This window comes from Demequina lignilytica (genome assembly GCF_030418375.1).
Classification (GTDB): domain Bacteria; phylum Actinomycetota; class Actinomycetes; order Actinomycetales; family Demequinaceae; genus Demequina; species Demequina lignilytica.
On record NZ_JAUHPZ010000007.1, the window covers coordinates 1 to 21001 of the forward strand.

Sequence of the window (21001 nt, forward strand, 5' to 3'; positions counted from 1 at the left end):
GGGGGGCCCCCCCGGGCCGCGGCGGGTCGGCTAGAGGCCGACCTGGTGCGCCTTGAAGCGTGCGATCTTGGAGAACTCCTCCGGGTCGAGGCTCGCGCCGCCGACCAGGCCGCCGTCCACGTCGGCCTCGGCCATGAGCTGGGCGATCGAGCTCGACTTCACGGATCCGCCGTACAGGACGCGGACGCCGTCAGCGAGCTCGGCGTCGTAGAGCTCGGCGATGCGGACGCGGATCGCGGCGCACACCTCCTGCGCGTCCGCCGGGGTCGCGACCTCGCCGGTGCCGATGGCCCACACGGGCTCGTACGCGATGACCACGTCCTTGGCCTGCTCGGCCGGCAGGTCCTTGAGCGCGCCGTCGACCTGGGCGAGCGTGTAGGGCACGTGCTCGCCGGCCTTGCGGATGTCGAGGCCCTCGCCCACGCACACGATCGGGACGATGCCGTTGGCAAAGGCCGCCTGGGTCTTCGCCGCGACGATCTCGTCGGTCTCGCCGTGGTACTGGCGACGCTCCGAGTGGCCGACGGCCACGTAGGACACGCCGAGCTTCGACAGCTGGGTGCCGGAGACCTCGCCGGTGTACGCGCCGGACGCGTGCTGCGAGATGTCCTGGGCGCCGTACTTGAGCTCGAGCTGGTCGGCGTCGACGAGCGTCTGCACGGAGCGCAGCGAGGTGAAGGACGCGAGCACCGCGACCTCGACCTCGGAGTAGTCGTGCTTGGCGTCGCGCAGGAGCCACGCGAGCTTCTGCACGGTGTGCGTCGCCTCGAGGTGGTCGAGGTTGAGCTTCCAGTTGCCGGCGATCAGCGGGGTACGTGCCATGGTTCAGCCCTCCAGCACGGCGAGGCCCGGCAGGACCTTGCCCTCGAGAAGTTCGAGCGACGCTCCGCCGCCCGTGGAGATGTGGCCGAATCCGGCCTCGTCGAAGCCGAGCAGGCGCACGGCCGCGGCGGAGTCGCCGCCGCCGACGACCGAGAAGCCCTCGGAGTCGATCATGGCCTGCGCGACGGCCTTGGTGCCGTTCGCGAAGGCCTCCATCTCGAACACGCCCATGGGGCCGTTCCAGACGATGGTCTTGGCGTCCGCGATCTTGGACGCGAACAGCGCGGCCGAGTCGGGGCCGATGTCGAGGCCCATGCGGTCCGCGGGGATCGCGTCGGCCGCGACCACCACGGCGTCGGCGTCCGCGGCGAAGCGGTCGGCCGCGACGATGTCGGTCGGGAGCACGATCTCGACGCCGTTGGCCTCCGCGGTCGCGAGGTAGCCCTTGACGGTGTCGATCTGGTCCTGCTCGAGGAGCGAGCTGCCCACCTCGTAGCCCTTGGCGGCGAGGAAGGTGAAGACCATGCCACCGCCGATCAGGAGGCGGTCGGCCTTGGTCAGGAGGTTCGCGATGACGCCGAGCTTGTCCGACACCTTCGAGCCGCCGAGCACGACGGCGTAGGGACGGGCGGGGTCGGTCACGGCCTTCGACAGCGAGACGACCTCCTTCTCGACCAGGGTGCCGGCGGCCGCGGGCAGGATCTGCGCGACGTCGTAGACGGAGGCCTGCTTGCGGTGGACGACGCCGAAGCCGTCGGACACGAACACGTCCGCGAACGCGGCGAGCTCCGCGGCGAGCGCCTGGCGCTCCTCGTCGACCTTGGAGGTCTCGCGCGCGTCGAAGCGCACGTTCTCGAGCATCGCGACCTGGCCGGGCTCGAGCGCGGCGGTGACGGCATTCGCCGACTCGCCGACGAGGTCCTCCGCGAGGGTCACGGGCTGGCCGAGCAGCTCCGCGAGGCGGGCCGCGGCGGGCGCCAGGGAGTACTTGTCCTCCGGCGCGCCCTTGGGACGGCCCAGGTGCGCGGTGACGATGACCGCGGCGCCGGCGCCGAGCAGCTTCTGGATGGTGGGCACCGAGGCGCGGACGCGGCCGTCGTCGGTGATCGTGGTGCCGTCCAGCGGGACGTTGAGGTCCGAGCGGACCAGCACCTTCTTGCCGGTGAGGTCACCGAGCGAGTCGATGGTCTTCATGGTGTCTCCTGAGAGGAAGGGGTGGATCGAAACCGTGCTGACGCGACGACGGCCGCACACGCCAAGCGTGCGCGGCCGTCGCTGCAGTCACATCGTGCTCAGGCGCTTAGAGGCGCTCGCCCACGTAGTTGGTGAGCTTCGCGAGCGAGGCGGAGTAGCCCCACTCGTTGTCGTACCAGGACACGACCTTGACCGTCGAGCCGTTCACCTTGGTGAGCTTCGAGTCGAAGATCGACTGGTGCGAGTCGCCGATGATGTCCGAGGAGACGATGTCGTCCTCGACGTAGGACAGCGTGCCGGCCATGGCGCCCTCGGCCGCAGCCTTGATCGCGGCGTTGACCTCCTCGATGGAGGTCTCACGCGACGCCTCGAAGGTGAGGTCGGTGGCGGAGCCGGTGATGGTCGGCACGCGCATCGCGAAGCCGTCCAGCTTGCCCTTGAGCTCGGGGAGCACCAGGGCCACGGCCTTGGCGGCACCGGTCGAGGTGGGGACGATGTTCTGCGCGGCGGCGCGGGCACGACGGAGGTCCTTGTGCGGGCCGTCCTGCAGGTTCTGGTCACCGGTGTAGGCGTGGATCGTGGTCATGAGGCCACGCTCGATGCCGATCGCGTCGTTGAGGGCCTTCGCGAAGGGCGCGAGGCAGTTGGTGGTGCACGACGCGTTCGAGATCACGTTGTGGGCGGCCGGGTCGTAGTCGGTGTGGTTCACACCCACGACGAAGGTGGCGTCCTCGTTCTTCGCCGGGGCGGAGATGATGACCTTCTTGGCGCCCGCGGCGATGTGGGCCTTGGCCTTCTCGGCGTCGGTGAAGAAGCCGGTCGACTCGATGACGATGTCGGCGCCCAGCTCGCCCCAGGGGAGGTTGGCGGGGTCGCGCTCGGCCAGGGCCTTGATCGCCTTGCCGTCGACGTAGAGGTTCTCGTCGTCGAAGGTCACCTCGCCCGGGAACTTGCCCAGGACGGTGTCGTACTTGAGGAGGTGCGCGAGGGTCGCGTTGTCGGTGAGGTCGTTGACACCCACCACCTCGAAGTCGAAGCCGAGCTCGCGCGCGGCGCGGAAGAAGTTACGTCCGATGCGGCCGAAGCCGTTGATACCGACCTTGATGGTCACTTTTGGTCTCCTCCGGGTGCGTCGCCGGGGCGACGCGATTGTGGATGTGGACTGCGCACGACCACGTGCGCCGGACGCCGCCTGTGGCGGGCCACTCCTTGAAGCCTACTACTTACGCGGAAGCCCGCCACGCGGACCGAGGTCCCGGACCGGACCTGGGATTTCCCCTAGTCGAGGTCGAGAAGCTCCTGTGCGATACCCGCCTCGGTATCCGGGATGCCGAGCTCCTCCGCGCGCTTGTCGGCGGTCGCCAGCAGGCGCCGGATGCGCCCCGCGACGGCGTCCTTCGTGAGCGGCGGGTCGGCCAGCTTGCCCAGCTCCTCGAGGGACGCCTCCTTGTTCGCGAGGCGCAGCTCGCCGGCCTCGCGCAGGTGATCGGGGACCTCGTCGCCGAGGATCTCGAACGCTCGGTCCACGCGCGCGCCCGCGGCCACGGCGGCGCGCGCCGAGCGCCGGAGGTTCGCGTCGTCGAAGTTCGCGAGCCGGTTGGCGGTGCCGCGCACCTCGCGACGGGTGCGCTTCTCCTCCCACACCAGCACGGAGCCGTGGGCTCCCAGGCGCGTGAGGAGGCTCGCGATGGCGTCGCCGTCGCGGATCACCACGCGGTCGACCCCGCGGACCTCGCGCGACTTCGCGGAGATGCCGAGACGGCGCGCCGCGCCCACGAGGGCGAGCGCCGCCTCGGGGCCGGGCGAGGTGACCTCGAGCGCGGAGGAGCGACCCGGCTCGGTGAGCGAGCCGTGCGCGAGGAACGCTCCGCGCCACGCGGCCACGGTGTCCTCGATCGAACCCCCGACCACGTGGGGCGGGAGGCCCCGCACCGGGCGGCCGCGGTGGTCGAGCAGGCCGGTCTGGCGGGCCAGGGCCTCGCCCTCCTTGACCACGCGGACGACGTAGCGGTTGCCCTTCTTCAGGGCGCCGCCGGACACCACGATGATCTCGGAGCTCAGGCCGTAGGTCTCGCCGATGAACTGGCGCAGGCGCCGCGCGGCGATCGCGGTGTCGAGCTCGGCCTCGATCACGATCCGCCCGGAGACGATGTGCAGGCCCCCCGCGAACCGGAGGGTCGCCGCGATCTCGGCCTTGCGCGCGGACACCCTCTCGAGGGGCACGCGGGCAAGCTCGTCCTTCACCTCTGCCGTCAAAGCCATGGCGCAATCCTGCCATTCATCGGCGCATCGCGGAGCCGCCCGCGGCCACCTCGGCGAGCAGCTGCGCGTACTGCTCGCCCAGCCTGACCACGTCATGCCTGTCCACCGCATCGTCCGCCCGCATCGGCGCCACCACGAACCGTGCGCCCCAGTCCTCGACCGCGGCGCGCAGCCGCGGCTCGTCGTGGGTCGCGTCGGCGAGCACCGCCGCCGGCACGAAGCCGGGGGCCGCCGCGCGCAGCACCGCGACGTCGTCGACCCGGTCGGTGCCGGCCGTCTCCTCGTCCTCATGCGCGATGTTGAGCGTCAGGATGGTCCGCCCGCCCGCCGCGACCAGCGCCTCCGCGACCCGCGGCACCAGGAAGTGCGTGAGCACCGAGGTGTACCAGCTGCCCGGTCCGAGGATGACCGCGTCCGCGTCCGCGATCGCCTCGAGCGTCGCCGCGGGCACCGCGGGGTCGGCGGGCGAGACGGCCAGGTCGCGCACCCGGCCCTGCGCGGTCGCCACGGCGACCTGGCCTTCGACCCGGCGCAGCACGCCGTCCCTGCCCTCGACGTGCGCGCTCACGACGATCGGCTCGGTCGACACGGGAAGGACCCGTCCCTCGCAGCGCAGGAGGCGGGCCACCCAGTCCAGGCCCTCGACGATCCCGCCCGTGCGGTCCCACAGTCCGGCGATCAGGAGGTTCCCGACGGCGTGGCCGTCGAGGGGGCCCGTGGTGGCGAACCGCCACTGCAGCACGTCGCGCCACGTCCGGCCCCAGTCGGTGTCCTCGCACAGGGCGGACAGCGCCATGCGCAGGTCCCCCGGCGGCGGCACCGGCATCTCGGCGCGGATGCGGCCGGACGAGCCCCCGTCGTCCGCGACCGTCACCACCGCCGTCAGCACCTCGCAGCGCCCGCGCAGCGCGGTCAGGCTCGCGTACAGGCCGTGGCCGCCGCCGAGGGCCACCACGTGCGGCGCGGGCGTCACGACCGGCCCCGGTCGCGGTGGCTCACGCGGACCTGGTAGCCGCGCTCCGCAAGCACGCGGCCGAGCTCCTCCGCGACGGCGACGGACCGGTGCTTGCCGCCGGTGCAGCCCACGCCGATGGTGACCGAGTGCTTGTCGTGGGCCCGGTAGCGGTCCAGCACGGTGCCCATGACGTCCGCGTATCCCGTCACGAACTCGTCCGCGCCATCGGAGCCGAGCACGTAGTCGCGCACGGGCTGGTCGAGACCGGTGAGGGGACGCAGCTCGGGGACCCAGTGCGGGTTGTGCAGGAATCTCACGTCGGCCACGAAGTCGGCGTCGTGAGGCACGCCGTTCTTGAAGCCGAACGACTGCACGTTGACCTGCAGCGGGCGGTCGCCCTCCCCCGCCACGTCCGTCATCACGTCCCGGAGCTGGTGGACGTTGAGGTCGCTCGTGTCGACCAGCTCGGTGGCGCGCTCCCGGACCGCGGCGAGGGCCACGCGCTCCCGCGAGATGCCCTCGAGGAGCGTGCCCGCGCCCTGCAGCGGGTGCGGCCGTCGGGCCTCCTCGAACCGCCGCACGAGCGCCTGGTCGGAGGCGTCCAGAAAGATGAGCCGGACGGGGACGCCGCGGGCCTCCAGGTCGTCGAGCGCCGCCTCGACGTCCTGGAAGAACTCGCCCCCGCGCACGTCGACCACAGCGGCGAGCCGGTCGCGCCCGCCCCGGCCGACCATCGCGACCAGGCCGCCCAGGAGCTGGGGCGGGAGGTTGTCGACGACGTACCAGCCGAGGTCCGCGAGGACGGCGGCGGCCTTGGTGCGTCCCGCGCCCGACATGCCCGTGAGGACGATGACCTGAGCGGAGACGCCCGTCATGTCCAGGACAGGCAGGGGGATGCCGGAGGGGAAGGTGACCGGGGGGACCTCATCCGTCATGCGCCCAGCATGCCACCCTCCCCGTGCAGGGCCGCGTAGACAGTCCGCGCGGTGCCCTCGCCCACACCCGGCACCAGCGCGATCTGCTCGATCGACGCCTCCTTGAGGCGCGCGAGGGACCCGAAGTGGGTGATCAGGGCCTTCGCTCGGGTCGGGCCGACCCCGGCCACCTGGTCGAGCTGCGACACCTTCATCGCCTTCGTGCGCTTCGCGCGGTGGTTCTTGATGGCGAAGCGGTGGGCCTCGTCCCGCACGCGCTGGAGCAGGTAGAGCGCCTCCGAGCCACGCGGGAGGATCACCGGGAAGTCGTCGCCCGGCACCCACACCTCCTCGAGCCGCTTCGCGAGCCCCACCACCGCGATCTCGGGCACGCCGACCTCGTCGAGCGTCCGGCGGGCGGCGTTCACCTGCGGCAGGCCACCGTCGACCACCACCAGCTGCGGGGGGTACGCGAACCGCGCGCTCTCCCGCTCCTCCGGCGGCAGCTGCGACTCCTCGAGGTAGCGCCGGAACCGCCGGGAGAGGACCTCGTGCATGGCGGCGGTGTCGTCGACCGCGTCCGCGATGGAGAACTGGCGGTACTCCGCCTTGCGCGCGATGGCGTCCTCGAAGACCACCATCGAGCCGACCTGATTCGTGCCCTGCGTGTGCGAGATGTCGTAGCACTCGATCCGCAGCGGTGCCTGGTCGAGCGCCAGCGCGTCCTGAAGCTCCTGGAGCGCCGCCGACCGGGTGGTGAGGTCGGAGGCGCGCTTGAGGCGGTGCTGCTCGAGCACCTGGGTCGCGTTCCCCGCGCCCGTCTGCGCGAGCTCCGCCTTCTTGCCTCGCGACGGGACGCGCATCGACACCTTCGCTCCGCGCACCCCGCTCAGCCACTCGGTGAGGGCCGGCGCGTCGTCCGGCAGGAACGGCACCAGCACCTCGGTCGGGATCTCCTCGCGCTCCGCCGCGCCGTACGCCTCCTGCACCAGCTGGCCGACCATCCCCGCCGGGTCGAGCGGCTCGGGCTTGTCGACCACCCAGCCGCGCTCGCCCGCGATGCGGCCGTCGCGGACGTGGAACACGTGGGCCGCGGCCTCGAGCTCGTCGTCCGCGAGCGAGAACACGTCGGCGTCGACCCCGGCCGCGAGCACGATCGCGTTGCGCGCCATCACGTTGTCGAGCGCGCGGAGCCTGTCCCGGGCACGCGCCGCTGCCTCGAAGTCCTCCCGCTCGGCCGCCGCCTGCATGGATCGCGTCAGGTCGCGCACGATGCTCTTGGCGTCGCCGGCGAGCACCTGGCACACCCGCTCGGCGAGCTCGCGGTGCTCCTCCTCGGAGACGCGCCCCACGCATGGCGCGGCGCACTTGTCGATGTAGCCGAGCAGGCACGGACGGCCCTGCCGCTCCGCCTTGCGGAAGACGCCCGGCGCGCACGTCCGCATCGGCAGCGCGGTGAGCAGGGTGTCGACGGTCTCACGGATCGCCCACGCCTTGGCGTAGGGGCCGAAGTAGCGCACGCCCTTCCTCCGGTCCCCCCGCATCACCTGCATGCGCGGGTACTGCTCGTTCATGGTGACCGCGAGGTACGGATACGACTTGTCGTCCTTGAAGACCACGTTGAAGCGCGGGTCGTACTGCTTGATCCACGTGTGCTCGAGGATCAGCGCCTCGACCTCGCTGCGGACCACGGTCCAGTCGACGGACGATGCGGTGGTGACCATCTGCCGGGTGCGCGGGTGCAGCTGGGCGGGGTCCTGGAAGTAGTTCGCGAGCCGGGCGCGCAGGCTCTTCGCCTTCCCGACGTAGACGACCCGGCCATGGGGGTCCCGGAAGCGGTACACGCCCGGCTTCGCGGGGATGGAGCCAGGCGCCGGCCGGTAGGAGGCGGGATCGGTCACGCCGCCAGCCTAGGTCCGCGCGGATGCCGTGCGCGCCGCCGGCGCCGTGCCCAGGATCTCCGCGAGGAACACCCCGGTGTGGGAGCCGTCGGCGCCCGCGACCTGCTCGGGCGTGCCCTCGGCGACCACCATGCCGCCGCCGGAGCCGCCCTCCGGACCCATGTCGATCAGCCAGTCGGATGACTTGATCACGTCGAGGTTGTGCTCGATCACGATCACGGTGTTGCCCTTGTCCACCAGCCCCTGGAGGACCCCGAGCAGCTTGCGCACGTCCTCGAAGTGCAGGCCCGTGGTGGGCTCGTCGAGCACGTACACGGTGCGGCCGGTGGACCGTCGCTGCAGCTCGGATGCGAGCTTGACGCGCTGCGCCTCGCCTCCGGACAGGGTCGGCGCGGGCTGACCCAGGCGGACGTAGCCGAGGCCCACCTCGACCAGGGTGCGCAGGTGGCGCGAGATCGCGGGGATCGCCTCGAAGAAGTCGGCGGCCTCCTCGATCGGCATGTCCAGCACGTCGGCCACGTTCTTGCCCTTGAAGTGCACCTCGAGGGTCTCGCGGTTGTATCGCGCCCCCTTGCAGACCTCGCAGGGGACGTACACGTCGGGGAGGAAGTTCATCTCGATCTTCAGCGTCCCGTCGCCGGCGCACGACTCGCATCGTCCACCTTTGACGTTGAAGGAGAAGCGGCCCGGTCCGTAGCCCCGGACCTTCGCCTCCTGGGTGTCGGCGAACAGCTTCCGCACCTTGTCCCAGACCCCCGTGTACGTCGCGGGGTTCGACCGCGGCGTGCGGCCGATCGGCCCCTGGTCGACGTGGACGATCTTGTCGAGCTGGTCGACGCCGGTGATCCGCGTGTGACGGCCCGGCACCTGGCGGGCCCCGTTGAGCGTGTTCGCGAGGCTCGTGTACAGGATGCTGTTGACCAGCGTCGACTTGCCCGAGCCGGACACACCCGTGACGGAGGTGAGGACGCCGAGCGGGAAGTCGACGTCGATGTCCTGCAGGTTGTGCTCGCGGGCGCCGACGACGGTGAGCCGGCGGTTCGGGTCCACCGGGCGGCGCTCCGCCGGCAGCTCGATGGTCCGGCGGCCGGCGACGTAGGCGCCCGTCACCGAGCGCTCGTTGACGAGCAGCTCCTCGTAGGTGCCCGAGTGGACCACCTCTCCGCCGTGCTCCCCCGCGCCCGGGCCGATGTCGACCACCCAGTCCGCGGTGCGGATGGTGTCCTCGTCGTGCTCCACGACGATCAGCGTGTTGCCCAGGTCCCGCAGGCGTGTGAGCGTGTCGATGAGTCGCCGGTTGTCGCGCTGGTGGAGGCCGATGCTCGGCTCGTCGAGCACGTAGAGCACGCCCACCAGCCCCGAGCCGATCTGCGTCGCCAGACGGATCCGCTGCGCCTCGCCGCCCGACAGCGTGCCCGCGGCGCGCGCGAGCGTGAGGTAGTCGAGGCCCACGTCGAGCAGGAAGCCGAGCCGCGCGTCGATCTCCTTGAGCACCTGGACCGCGATCTGCCGACCGCGCTCGTCGAGCTCGGCCGTGAGCAGGAAGTCCCGCGCGTCGGCGATGGAGAGCTCGCAGACCTCCGCGATCGACCGCCCGCCGATGCTCACGGCGAGCACCTCGGGCTTGAGGCGAGTGCCGCGGCAGACCGGGCACGGCACCTCACGCATGTACGACTCGTACTTGTCCCGCGCGAACTCGGACTCCGTCTGCTCGTGCAGGCGCTCGAGCCACGTGATGACGCCCTCGAAGCCGGTCGTGTACTGCCGCTCGCGGCCGTAGCGGTTCCGGAACTTCACGTGGACCTTGTAGTCCTTGCCCGTGAGGATCGCCGCCTGGACGTCCGCCGGGAGGTCCTCCCACGCATCGTCCATCGAGAAGCCCAGGTCCGCGGCGAGCGCGGAGAGCGTGCGGTCGAAGTAGTCGGAGCTGGTGGCGGCCCACGGCGCCACGGCCCCGCCGCGCAGCGAGAGCTGCCGGTCCGGGACCACCAGATCCGGGTCGACCTCGAGCCTGACGCCGATCCCCGTGCACTCGGGGCACGCGCCGTAGGGCGCGTTGAACGAGAACGTGCGCGGCTCCATCTCCTCCAGCGTCAGCACGTGGTCGTTGGGGCAGGCGCGCTTCTCCGAGTAGCGGCGCGGCTCGATCTCGCCGTCGACCGGATCGATCACGACCAGGCCGTCGGCGATGCGCAGCGCGGTCTCCACCGAGTCGGTGAGGCGCTGGCGCACGCCGTCGCGCGCGACCAGGCGGTCGACCACCACCTCGATGTCGTGCTTGAGCTTCTTCTCGAGCTGCGGCGGCTCGCTCAGCTGCACCGTCTCCCCGTCGACCCGGGCACGGGCGAACCCCTGCTGCTGGAGATCCGCGAACAGCTCCGCGTACTCGCCCTTGCGGCCCCGGATCACCGGCGCGAGCACCTGGTAGCGGGTGCCCTCCGGCAGGGCGAGCACCGAGTCCACGATCTGCTGGGGAGTCTGCGCCTGGATCACCTCGCCGCACACCGGGCAGTGCGGCGTCCCGACGCGCGCGAAGAGCAGGCGCAGGTAGTCGTAGACCTCGGTGATGGTGCCGACGGTCGACCGAGGGTTCCGGTTGGTCGACTTCTGGTCGATGCTGACGGCGGGGCTGAGACCCTCGATGAAGTCGACGTCGGGCTTGTCCATCTGGCCAAGGAACTGGCGGGCGTAGGCGCTGAGCGACTCGACGTAGCGACGCTGGCCCTCGGCGAAGATGGTGTCGAAGGCCAGCGAGGACTTGCCGGAGCCGGAGAGGCCGGAGAAGACGATGAGCGAGTCGCGCGGCAGGTCGAGGTCGACACCCTTGAGGTTGTGCTCGCGAGCACCGCGGACGAGGAGACGGTCGTTCACCCGGCCATGCTACGCGGAAACGCCTTCGAACACACGTTCGATCCCGCGTGTCGCGCCCCCTCGGCCGGCCCCGGCCGGCACGCCGGGGTCGGGACGCGGCGCGGCGTGTGCGGCAGGATGAGCCCATGAGCCTCTACGCCGTCCACTACACCTACGACGAGCGCGCCGACGACCGCGCCGCCCGCCGTCCCGAGCACCTCGCGCACTTCCGCGCCCTCGCGGCGTCCGGCCGCTGCCCCGCCATCGGACGCTACGGCGACGCGCTGCAGCCCGGCGCACTGATCGTCCTCGACGTCGACTCGCTCGACGAGGCCGAGCAGATCGTCGCGAACGACCCCTACGTGCTGGCCGGGCTGGTGCCCGAGAGGTCGATCCGCGAGTGGCCCGCCTTCGGGGCGTGGCCGGCCCGTGACTTCCCCGCCTAGCACCCCGCTCCGCGGTCAGTCCTGAGGGTGTCCCTCGCTGTGGTCGGGATGCCGCGGCAGCGTCGCGCCCCGCGTGGACGCGATCAGCGACGCGACGGTGGCGACCGCGATCACCACGATGATCACGCCGAGCGACACCCATGAGGAGATCTCCGGCACGTGGACCGGCTCGCCGCCGTTGATGAACGGCAGCGAGTTCGCGTGCAGCGCCTCGAGCACCAGCTTCACGCCGATGAACGCGAGGATCACCGCGAGGCCGTAGGACAGGTAGACCAGCCGCTCGAGCAGGCCGTCCACGAGGAAGAACAGCTGGCGCAGGCCGAGCAGCGCGAAGGCGTTGGCGGTGAAGACGATGTACGGGTCCTGGGTCAGCCCGAAGATCGCCGGGATGGAGTCGAGCGCGAACAGGACGTCGGTGCCGCCGATCGCGAGGATCACGAGCACCATGGGGGTCACCATGCGCCGTCCCGCCTCACGGATGACGAAGCGCCCGTCGCGGTAGCCGTCGGTCACCGGCAGGTGACGACGCGCCCACCGCACCATCGCGTTCTCCTTGTACTCGACCTCACCCTCCTCGGCGCCGCCCTCCCGAGCGATGACCACGGCCGTGTAGAGCAGGAACGCGCCGAACAGGTAGAAGCTCCAGCTGAACGTGTGGAGCGCGGCCGCCCCGGCGGCGATGAAGACGCCGCGCAGGACCAGCGCGATGGCGATCCCGATCAGCAGCACGCGCTGGCGCTGCTTCGCCGGTACCGCGAAGCGCGACAGGATCACCATGAAGACGAAGAGGTTGTCGACCGAGAGCGACTTCTCCGTGATGAAGCCGGCGAGGAACTCCGTGCCCTTGTGCGGCAGGTTCCACAGCCACATCGAGGCGCCGAAGGCGAGCGCGAGGACGATGTAGAAGACGGACCACAGCGCTGACTCGCGGAAGCTGGGGACGTGCGGCTTCGCGACCACGACGACGAAGTCGAAGACGAACAGCCCCACGATGCCCGCGATGGTGATCGCCCACACGAGTCCGGATTCCACCGGACCATCCTAGGCGCGCGCGACCTCGAGCCGCGGCGTCCCCGGTCCGGAGGCGTTCAGCCCGCGTCGATCATCTGACGCAGCTCCTTCTTCAGCTCGCCGATCTCGTCCCTCAGGCGCGCGGCGATCTCGAACTGCAGGTCCGCGGCCGCGCCTCTCATCTGGGCGGAGAGGTCCTCGATGAGCTGCGACAGCTCCTCCGCCGGCCGCTGCGCGAGGAGGGACCGCTTGCCGTCGGAGCCCGGGGTCGGCGCCGTCCTGGCGTCGGCGAGGGTCTGCGCCGTGTCGGCCTCCTCGCGCGCGAGCATCTCCGTGATGTCGCCGATCCGCTTCCGCAGCGGCGTCGGGTCGATGCCGTTCGCCTCGTTGAACGCGATCTGCATGTCGCGGCGCCTGTTGGTCTCGTCGATCGCCGAGGCCATCGAGTCCGTGATGGTGTCCGCATACATGTGGACCTCGCCCGAGACGTTGCGGGCCGCGCGTCCGATGGTCTGGATGAGCGAGGTGCCGGACCGCAGGAACCCCTCCTTGTCGGCGTCGAGGATCGAGACGAGCGACACCTCCGGCAGGTCGAGACCCTCGCGCAGGAGGTTGATGCCGACGAGCACGTCGAAGCGTCCCATCCGCAGCTCGCGGAGCAGCTCCACGCGCCGCAGGGTGTCGACGTCGGAGTGCAGGTACTCGACGCGGACGCCCCGGTCCCCCAGATACTCGGTGAGGTCCTCGGCCATCTTCTTGGTGAGCGTGGTGACGAGCACGCGCTCGTCCCGCTCGACACGGGTGCGGATCTCCTCGAGCAGGTCGTCGATCTGGCCCTCGGTGGGCTTCACCACGATCCGGGGATCCACCAGCCCGGTGGGGCGGATGATCTGCTCGACCACGCCGTCCGCGCGCTCCAGCTCGTACCGCCCGGGGGTCGCGGAGAGGTACACCGTCTGACCGATCCGCTCCTTGAACTCGTCCCACTTGAGCGGCCGGTTGTCCATCGCCGACGGGAGCCGGAAGCCGTGCTCGACGAGCGTGCGCTTACGGGAGGTGTCGCCCTCGAACATCGCGCCGATCTGGGGCACCGTCACGTGAGACTCGTCGATCACCAGGAGGAAGTCGTCCGGGAAGTAGTCGAGCAGCGTGTGCGGGGGCGTGCCTGCCTCGCGCTGCTCGATGTGGCGCGAGTAGTTCTCGATGCCGGAGCACGTGCCGACGGAGCGCATCATCTCGAGGTCGAAGGTGGTGCGCATCTTGAGCCGCTGGGCCTCGAGCAGCTTGTTCTGCCGCTCCAGCTCCTGCAGCCGCTCCCCCAGCTCGATCTCGATCGTGCTGATCGCGCGGTTCATGCGCTGCTCGCTGGCGACGTAGTGGGACGCCGGGAAGATGTGCACCTGCTGACGCCGCTCGACGATGTCGCCGGTGAGGGGATGGAGCGTGTACAGCGCCTCGACCTCGTCGCCGAACATCTCGATCCTGATCGCGAGCTCCTCGTACACGGGGATGATCTCGACGGTGTCGCCGCGCACACGGAACGTGCCGCGCGTGAACGCGAGGTCGTTCCTCGAGTACTGCATCTGCACGAACTCGCGCAGCAGCGCGTCACGGTCGACCACGTCGCCGACGGCGAGCGTGACCATGCCCTCGATGTACTCCTCCGGCGTGCCCAGGCCGTAGATGCAGGACACGGAGGAGACCACCACGACGTCGCGTCGCGTCAGCAGCGAGTTGGTCGCCGAGTAGCGCAGGCGCTCGACCTCCTCGTTGATCGACGAGTCCTTCTCGATGAACGTGTCCGTCTGCGGCACGTACGCCTCGGGCTGGTAGTAGTCGTAGTACGAGACGAAGTACTCGACGGCGTTGTTCGGCAGCAGGTCGCGGAACTCGTTCGCCAGCTGGGCCGCGAGCGTCTTGTTGTGCGCCATGACGAGGGTGGGGCGTTGCAGCCGCTCCACGAGCCACGCGGTGGTCGCCGACTTGCCGGTGCCCGTGGCGCCGAGCAGCACCACGTCCTGCTCCCCCGCCTGCAGGCGGGCGGCGAGCTGGTCGATCGCCTTGGGCTGGTCGCCGCTGGGCCGGTACTCCGAGACCACCTGGAACGGGGCCTCGCTGCGGCGGAGATCGGGTCGCGTCATGCGACTACGGTACGCCGGGGGTCCGACACCGCCGTCGCGCTCACGACGGGACGTGCACGTGCCAGAAGTCGTCGACCTGACGCGCGAGGTGCTCGGGCGTCGCGTTGCCGTCCAGCACCACGTCCGCCGCCGCGGCCCGCTGCTCGTCGGTCGCCTGGGCGCGGATCCGGGCCCGCGCATCGTCCTCCGTCATGCCGCGGGACTCGATCATGCGGCGCACCCGCGTGTCGAGGTCCGCCGCCACCGTGACCACCAGGTCGAACTCCCCGTCCTGCCCCGTCTCGACCAGCAAGGGGATGTCATGGACGATCACGCGCACGCCCTCGGCACGCGCCTGACGGTCCGCCGCCTGGCCCATCGCCATGACGTACGGATGGACGATGCTGTTGAGACGCGCGAGCGCGTGGTCGTCGGCGAAGACGATCTGCGCGAGGGCGCCGCGGTCCAGCTCGTCCTTCACGATCAGCCGGGGGCCGAACTCGCGGGCGATGTCGGCGAGCGCCGCCGATCCGGGTGCGACGGCGCGCCTCGACAGCTGGTCGTGATCGACCACGCGCGCTCCCAGCTCCGCGAAGCGCGCCAGGGCCGTCGACTTGCCCGAGGCGATTCCTCCGGTGAGACCGATGCGCAGCACGGATGAAGTGTCACACGTGGCACCCACCGGCGCCAAGCAGGCCGGATACGACGGAGGCCGCCACCCCCGAGGGGATGGCGGCCTCCGTGAGATCGGTGAGGATCAGTTGCCGGTGAGCTTCTCGCGCAGCGCGGCGAGACGCTCGTCCGAGGCCAGGGTGCCCTGGTCGTTGGTCGACTCGTCGTGCGACGAGTACGACGCGGGGGCGTCGCCCTTGCGGCCACCCTTGCGGGGGGCGGCGGCCGGAGCGGTGGCCTCGGCCTCGGCGGCCGCGGCGTCCTGCTTGGCCACGAAGGACTTGTGAGCCTCCCAGCGCTCGTGCGCCTTCGCGTACTCGGCCTCCCAGGCCTCGCGGGCCTCGTCGAAGCCCTCGCGCCACTCCTGGGTGTCGGCGTCGAAGCCCTCGGGGTAGATGTAGTTGCCGGCGGCGTCGTACTCGGCGGTCATGCCGTACAGCGCGGGGTCGAAGTCCTCGCCCTGGGGGTCGACACCCTCGTTGGCCTGCTTGATGGACAGCGAGATGCGGCGACGCTCGAGGTCGATGTCGATGATCTTGACGAAGACGTCCTCGTCGGCCGAGACGACCTGCTCCGGCAGCTCCACGTGGCGGGTCGCCAGCTCGGAGATGTGCACCAGGCCCTCGATGCCCTCGAACACGCGCACGAACGCGCCGAACGGGACGAGCTTGGTGACCTTGCCCGGGACGATCTGACCGATCGCGTGGGTGCGGGCGTAGACCGCCCACGGGTCCTCCTGGGTCGCCTTGAGCGACAGCGAGACGCGCTCGCGGTCCATCTCGACGGTGAGGACCTCGACCTCGACCTCCTGGCCGACCGAGACGACCTCGGACGGGTGGTCGATGTGCTTCCACGAGAGCTCGGAGACGTGCACGAGGCCGTCCACGCCGCCCAGGTCGACGAACGCGCCGAAGTTGACGATCGACGAGACGACACCCTTGCGGACCTGGCCCGGCGCGAGCGCGGTGAGGAACGACGAGCGGACCTCCGACTGCGTCTGCTCGAGGAACGCACGGCGCGACAGGACCACGTTGTTGCGGTTCTTGTCGAGCTCGATGATCTTGGCCTCGATGGCCTGGCCGATGTAGGGCGCGAGGTCGCGCACGCGACGCATCTCCACGAGCGAGGCCGGGAGGAAGCCGCGGAGGCCGATGTCGACGATCAGGCCGCCCTTGACCACCTCGATGACGGTGCCGGAGACGACGCCGTCCTCCTCCTTGATCTTCTCGATCGAGCCCCAGGCGCGCTCGTACTGCGCGCGCTTCTTCGAGAGGATCAGGCGACCCTCCTTGTCCTCCTTGGTGAGGACGAGCGCCTCGACGGTGTCGCCGACGTTGACGACCTCGTCCGGGTCGGCGTCGTGACGGATGGAGAGCTCGCGAGCGGGGATGACGCCCTCGGTCTTGTAGCCGATGTCGAGGAGGACCTCGTCACGGTCGACCTTGACGATGGTGCCCTCGACGAGGTCGCCGTCGTCGAAGTTCTTGATGGTCGCGTCGACGGCAGCGAGGAAGTCCTCAGCGGTGCCGATGTCGTTGACGGCGATAGGGGTGGACTCGGGGGTGGAAACGGGCATGAAGGAGAAGCTCCGATGTGGACAGGGAATCGTATGAATATGGACAGGCCGGACACGCAGGCGTGATAGGCCAACGAAAATCATACCTCGAACAGGGGTCACGCACAACGCGCGCCGCGGCGCGGCGCCCGGCCTCAGAGGCCGTTGGCCGCCTTGAGGAGATCCGCCGGCACCCACTTGGTCTTGCCCATCATCGTCTCGAAGGGCTCGAGGACGATGTGGTCGCCCTGCTGGGCCGTGAACTTGTGCGACTCGCCGGCGACGATCCCGTCGATCGCGGCGATCCCCATGCGGGTGCCCAGCAGCCGGTCCGCCGCGGTCGGCACGCCGCCGCGCTGGACGTAGCCGAGCACCGTGAGGCGGGTCGGGAAGCCGGTGCGGGCCTCGATGGCCTTGGTGACCTCGTGGCCGATCGAGCCGGCGATCGGGTTGCCCTTGGCGTCGATGGTGGGGTTGCCCTCCCAGGTGGTGCCCTCGGCGGGGATCGCACCCTCGGCGACCGCGACGATCGAGAAGTTCTTGTAGCGGTGGCGGTGCTTGATGCGCTTCGCGATCTGGTCGATGTCGAACGGCTCCTCGGGCGCGAGGATGATGTCGGCGCCTCCGGCGATGCCCGCCGTGACCGCGATCCAGCCGCTGTGGCGACCCATCAGCTCGACGACCATCACGCGGTTGTGCGACTCGGCGGTGGAGTGCAGCCGGTCGACCGCCTCGGTCGCGACCGTCACGGCGGTGTCGAAGCCGATCGCGTTGTCGGTGCCGACCACGTCGTTGTCGATGGTCTTCGGGATGCCGATCACGGGCACGCCGAGCGCCTTCGAGACCTTGCCGGCCGCCTTGAGGGTCCCGTCGCCGCCGATGCAGATGAACCCGTCGAGCTTCTCGTGCTCGAACGTGTCCTTGACCGCCTCCATGCCGCCCTCGACCTTGTGCGGGTGGCATCGGGCGGTGCCGAGCATGGTCCCGCCGTGGATGAGGATGCCGGACACGTCGTCACGGGTCAGGGGCTTCGCGTCCCCGTCGATCACTCCCTGCCAGCCGTTGTTGAAGCCGACGATGGAGCATCCGAGCTCCGACGTGCCGCGCTTGACCACCGCACGGATCGCGGCGTTCAGGCCGGGGCAGTCGCCGCCGCCCGTGAGAAGTCCGATTCGCATGAAACCACCCTAATGTCCTGCGGTGCGCCAGTCACCGCCCACTCCGACGTTGACCTCGAGGGGGACGCTGAGATCGCCTGCGGCGTGCATCTCGTCCCTGAGAATGGCCTCGACCGCGTCCCGCTCTCCCGGTGCAGTCTCGACCACGAGCTCATCATGCACCTGAAGTACCTGGCGTGATGCCAGACGTTCGTCCCGCAGTCTGCGCTCGACGCCCAGCATGGCACGCTTGATCAGGTCCGCGGCGGACCCCTGGATCGGCGCGTTGAGCGCCATGCGCTCCGCGATCTCCCGGCGCTGGCGGTTGGTGGAGGTGAGGTCCGGGATGTAGCGCCGACGTCCGAAGATCGTCTCGGTGTAGCCGTCGTCGCGCGCGCGCTCGACGACGCCGCGCAGGTAGTCACGCACCGCGCCGAAGCGCGCGAAGTAGTCGTCCATGAGCGCCTGCGCCGCGCCCACGGGCAGCGACAGCTGCCGCGCGAGCCCGAAGGACGAGAGTCCGTACGCCAGGCCGTACGACATCGCCTTGACCTGCGCCCGCATCTCCGGGCTCACGTCCTCGGGCGCGACGTGGAACACGCGGGACCCGACGAAGCGGTGCAGGTCCTCCCCCGCCGCGAAGGCCTCGATCAGCCCCTGGTCGCCAGACAGGTGGGCCATGATCCGCATCTCGATCTGCGAGTAGTCCGCCGTCACCAGGGTCTCGAAGCCCGCGCCGACGACGAACGCCTCCCGGATGCGGTGACCCTCCGGCGTGCGGATGGGGATGTTCTGAAGGTTCGGGTCCTTCGAGCTCAGCCGGCCGGTCGCGGCGACCGTCTGCGAGAAGGTCGTGTGGATGCGGCCGTCCGCGCGCACGGCCTGCGCGAGCGTCTCGATGATCTGCGCCAGCTTCGCGGCGTCACGATGCGCCAGCAGCGCGCTGAGGAAGGGATGCGGCGCCTTCTCGTTGAGCTCGGCGAGCGACGATGCGTCGGTCGAGTAGCCCGTCTTGATCTTCTTGGTCTTGGGCATGCCGAGGCGATCGAACAGCACCTCCTGCAGCTGCTTGGGCGACGCCAGGTTCACCCGGTCGCCGTCCAGAGCCGCGTACGCCTCCTCGGCGGCACGGTCCTGACGGCCGCGCGCCTCGTCCTGGAGCCCGGCGAGCGTCGCGGCGTCGACCGCCATGCCCGCGTGCTCCATCCGCGCCAGCACCGCCACCAGCGGGACCTCGAGGTCGCGGTACAGGTCGCCCATGCCGCGCTCCTCGACCATCGGGTCGAGCACGTCGGCCAGCGCCCGCACGAGCGCGGCACGTTCGCCTGCCGTCCGGCCGACTCCGCCGCCGAGCCCCAGGTCGAGCTCGTCCCCCGCCGCACCCGCATCGACGGTGACGCCGAGGTGTCGCTGCACGATCTGCTCGAGCTCGAAGCCACGCTGATCGGGGTTGACCAGGAACGCCGCGATCTGCGTGTCGCCGACGACCCCCTCCAGGTCCCATCCTCGCGCCTGCAGCGCATGCCAGGCGTCCTTCGACGCGTGCAGCACCTTCGGGACGGACGCGTCCGCGAGCCATGCCCCGAGGTCCCTCTCCTCGGCGGGGTCGAGCGCAGACAGGTCGACCCCCCACGCCGACGCCGACGAGGCCGCCACCCCGATCGCCCACGCGTCGGCGTCCGCGCCCGCACGTCCGTCGACGTGCACGGCCACCGGCCCGGGCAGGGCGGCGATCGCGGCGACCGCGCCGTCTGTCGTGACCACGACCTCCTCGGTCGTGGGGGCCGGCGCCGCCTCCGCACCTCCCGCGACGAACGGCAGCAGCCGGTCCCTGAGCGTGCGGAACTGCAGGCTGTCGCACATCTGATGGATCGCCGCGGCGTCGGCGCCGCGATACTCGAGCGCCTCCAGCGGCACCTCGACGTCCATGTCGTCGAGCAGATGGTTGAGCTCGCGGTTGAGGCGGACCTGGTCGACGTGCTCGCGCAGGTTCGCGCCGGCGACCCCGGGCACGTCGTCGGCCGACTCGAGGATGCCCTCCAGCCCCCCGTAGGCGGCGATCCACTTCGCGGCCGTCTTGGGTCCCACCTTCGGCACGCCCGGAAGGTTGTCGCTCGTCTCGCCCACCAGGGCCGCGAGATCCGGGTACTGCTGGGGTCGCACCCCGTACTTCTCCTCCACGGCGTCGGGAGTGAAGCGCACCAGGTCCGACACCCCCTTGCGCGGGTAGAGCAGGGTGACGGTCTCGGTCACCAGCTGGATGGTGTCGCGGTCGCCCGACACCACCAGGACCTCCATGCCGGCCTCGCGGCCCCGACGCGCGTACGTCGCGAGCAGGTCGTCCGCCTCGTAGCCCGCCCGGTCCACGGCGACCACGCCCAGCGCGTCGAGCATCTCCCGGATCAGCGGCACCTGCGGCTCGAACTCGGGCGGTGTCGCATCGCGCGTGCCCTTGTAGGACGGCAGCCGCTCGGTGCGGAAGGTGCCGCCCGGCAGATCGAACGCCACGGCGACATGCGTCGGCGCGTTGTCCTTGAGGAGCGTCGCCAGCATGGTGGTGAAGCCGTAGACGGCGTTGGTCGGCACGCCCGTCGAGGTCGCGAAGTTCTCGACCGGGAGGCCGAAGAACGCGCGGAAGGCCATCGAGAGTCCGTCGACCAGCAGGAGGGTGCCCTTGGTGGAATCGCTCACGACTGCCAATCTAGGCCCTATGTCCGACAACGACGCGGTCCCCGCATCCCTCGCCGACCTTCCCGACGGGCTCATCCAGAAGATGGGAATCGAGGTGATCGAGGTGAGCGCCGACCGTGCCGTCGGCACCATGCCCGTGAAGGGCAACACGCAGCCCTACGGCCTCCTGCACGGGGGCGCCTCGGCGGTGCTCGCGGAGACCCTCGGGTCCCTCGCCGCGATGGCGCACGCGCTCGAGAGCGATCCGGACGGCATCGCCGTCGGCGTCGACCTCAGCATCTCCCACCTGGCCTCGGCGCGGACGGGGACGGTGACCGCGACCGCGACCGCGCTCCGCCGCGGACGCACGATGGCGGTGTACCAGGTGGAGATTTCGGACGAAAGCGGAGCAATGATCGCCGCGGCACGTCTCAGTTGTGCAATAAGAAGCACGTCTGCCACACGCCGGTAA

Annotated in this window: 16 protein-coding genes; 2 read left to right on the forward strand and 14 right to left on the reverse strand. The window is 70.6% G+C overall.

The annotated features are described in order from the left end of the window. Positions 1-30: 30 nt before the first annotated feature. The 8 genes from tpiA to uvrA form a co-directional block, all read right to left on the reverse strand. Positions 31-822: a triose-phosphate isomerase gene (tpiA, locus tag QQX13_RS10210; protein WP_301121459.1), complete on the reverse strand. Its 792-nt coding sequence runs from the start codon at positions 820-822 to the stop codon at positions 31-33. A gap of 3 nt (positions 823-825) precedes the next feature. Further along, positions 826-2016, reverse strand: coding sequence for a phosphoglycerate kinase (locus QQX13_RS10215; protein WP_301153341.1), 1191 nt, complete (start codon positions 2014-2016; stop codon positions 826-828). Positions 2017-2122: 106 nt separating this feature from the next. Further along, positions 2123-3127 carry a type I glyceraldehyde-3-phosphate dehydrogenase gene (gap, locus tag QQX13_RS10220; protein ID WP_301121463.1) on the reverse strand — a complete coding sequence of 335 codons (1005 nt, stop codon included), beginning with the start codon at positions 3125-3127 and terminating at the stop codon, positions 2123-2125. A 167-nt stretch (positions 3128-3294) separates the two neighbouring features. Further along, positions 3295-4278 carry a DNA-binding protein WhiA gene (gene whiA / locus QQX13_RS10225; RefSeq protein WP_301121465.1) on the reverse strand — a complete coding sequence of 328 codons (984 nt, stop codon included), beginning with the start codon at positions 4276-4278 and terminating at the stop codon, positions 3295-3297. A gap of 16 nt (positions 4279-4294) precedes the next feature. Next, entirely contained in the window at positions 4295-5251 is a 957-nt protein-coding gene (locus QQX13_RS10230; protein WP_301153343.1) for a gluconeogenesis factor YvcK family protein, read from the reverse strand. Continuing rightward, positions 5248-6168, reverse strand: a complete 921-nt coding sequence (gene rapZ, locus QQX13_RS10235) for an RNase adapter RapZ (protein WP_301121469.1) — start codon at positions 6166-6168, stop codon at positions 5248-5250. The genes QQX13_RS10230 and rapZ overlap by 4 nt, the downstream gene beginning before the upstream one ends. Next, positions 6165-8048 (reverse strand): excinuclease ABC subunit UvrC, encoded by a 1884-nt coding sequence (gene uvrC, locus QQX13_RS10240; protein ID WP_301121471.1) that lies wholly within the window; start codon positions 8046-8048, stop codon positions 6165-6167. The genes rapZ and uvrC overlap by 4 nt, the downstream gene beginning before the upstream one ends. Positions 8049-8057: 9 nt before the next feature. Beyond that, positions 8058-10919, reverse strand: a complete 2862-nt coding sequence (gene uvrA / locus QQX13_RS10245; protein WP_301121473.1) for an excinuclease ABC subunit UvrA — start codon at positions 10917-10919, stop codon at positions 8058-8060. 125 nt (positions 10920-11044) lie between these two features. On the opposite strand from uvrA, the gene QQX13_RS10250 reads away from it, so the two are divergent. Continuing rightward, positions 11045-11344 (forward strand): YciI family protein, encoded by a 300-nt coding sequence (locus tag QQX13_RS10250; protein WP_301121475.1) that lies wholly within the window; start codon positions 11045-11047, stop codon positions 11342-11344. A gap of 15 nt (positions 11345-11359) precedes the next feature. Here the strand turns inward: QQX13_RS10250 and QQX13_RS10255 are convergent, their stop codons facing one another. The 6 genes from QQX13_RS10255 to polA all read right to left on the reverse strand — a co-directional run bounded on the left by QQX13_RS10255 (position 11360) and on the right by polA (position 20550). Further along, positions 11360-12376, reverse strand: coding sequence for a TerC family protein (locus QQX13_RS10255; protein ID WP_301121477.1), 1017 nt, complete (start codon positions 12374-12376; stop codon positions 11360-11362). Between the two features lie 56 nt (positions 12377-12432). Next, a complete protein-coding gene (uvrB, locus tag QQX13_RS10260; protein ID WP_301153345.1) occupies positions 12433-14496 on the reverse strand; it encodes an excinuclease ABC subunit UvrB in 2064 nt (687 codons plus the stop codon). 40 nt (positions 14497-14536) lie between these two features. Continuing rightward, the gene (gene coaE, locus QQX13_RS10265) at positions 14537-15130 is read right to left on the reverse strand and encodes a dephospho-CoA kinase (RefSeq protein WP_301153347.1); all 594 of its coding nucleotides are present in this window, start codon (positions 15128-15130) and stop codon (positions 14537-14539) included. 102 nt (positions 15131-15232) lie between these two features. Further along, positions 15233-16723: a 30S ribosomal protein S1 gene (gene rpsA, locus QQX13_RS10270; protein ID WP_301121483.1), complete on the reverse strand. Its 1491-nt coding sequence runs from the start codon at positions 16721-16723 to the stop codon at positions 15233-15235. Between the two features lie 134 nt (positions 16724-16857). After that, the gene (locus QQX13_RS10275; protein ID WP_301121485.1) at positions 16858-17880 is read right to left on the reverse strand and encodes a 6-phosphofructokinase; all 1023 of its coding nucleotides are present in this window, start codon (positions 17878-17880) and stop codon (positions 16858-16860) included. A gap of 9 nt (positions 17881-17889) precedes the next feature. After that, a complete protein-coding gene (polA, locus tag QQX13_RS10280; protein ID WP_367305457.1) occupies positions 17890-20550 on the reverse strand; it encodes a DNA polymerase I in 2661 nt (886 codons plus the stop codon). A gap of 19 nt (positions 20551-20569) precedes the next feature. Here polA and QQX13_RS10285 point away from each other — a divergent pair, with 19 nt between their 5' ends. Next, positions 20570-21001 carry a PaaI family thioesterase gene (locus QQX13_RS10285; protein ID WP_301121489.1) on the forward strand — a complete coding sequence of 144 codons (432 nt, stop codon included), beginning with the start codon at positions 20570-20572 and terminating at the stop codon, positions 20999-21001.

Excerpts from the sequence above, each read along its gene's own strand:
- tpiA (WP_301121459.1), bottom strand. The coding sequence starts at position 822 with ATGGCACGTACCCCGCTGATCGCCGGCAACTGGAAGCTCAACCTCGAC.
- QQX13_RS10215 (WP_301153341.1), bottom strand. The coding sequence starts at position 2,016 with ATGAAGACCATCGACTCGCTCGGTGACCTCACCGGCAAGAAGGTGCTG.
- whiA (WP_301121465.1), bottom strand. The coding sequence starts at position 4,278 with ATGGCTTTGACGGCAGAGGTGAAGGACGAGCTTGCCCGCGTGCCCCTC.
- rapZ (WP_301121469.1), bottom strand. The coding sequence starts at position 6,168 with ATGACGGATGAGGTCCCCCCGGTCACCTTCCCCTCCGGCATCCCCCTG.
- QQX13_RS10250 (WP_301121475.1), top strand. The coding sequence starts at position 11,045 with ATGAGCCTCTACGCCGTCCACTACACCTACGACGAGCGCGCCGACGAC.
- uvrB (WP_301153345.1), bottom strand. The coding sequence starts at position 14,496 with ATGACGCGACCCGATCTCCGCCGCAGCGAGGCCCCGTTCCAGGTGGTC.
- rpsA (WP_301121483.1), bottom strand. The coding sequence starts at position 16,723 with ATGCCCGTTTCCACCCCCGAGTCCACCCCTATCGCCGTCAACGACATC.
- QQX13_RS10275 (WP_301121485.1), bottom strand. The coding sequence starts at position 17,880 with ATGCGAATCGGACTTCTCACGGGCGGCGGCGACTGCCCCGGCCTGAAC.
- QQX13_RS10285 (WP_301121489.1), top strand. The coding sequence starts at position 20,570 with ATGTCCGACAACGACGCGGTCCCCGCATCCCTCGCCGACCTTCCCGAC.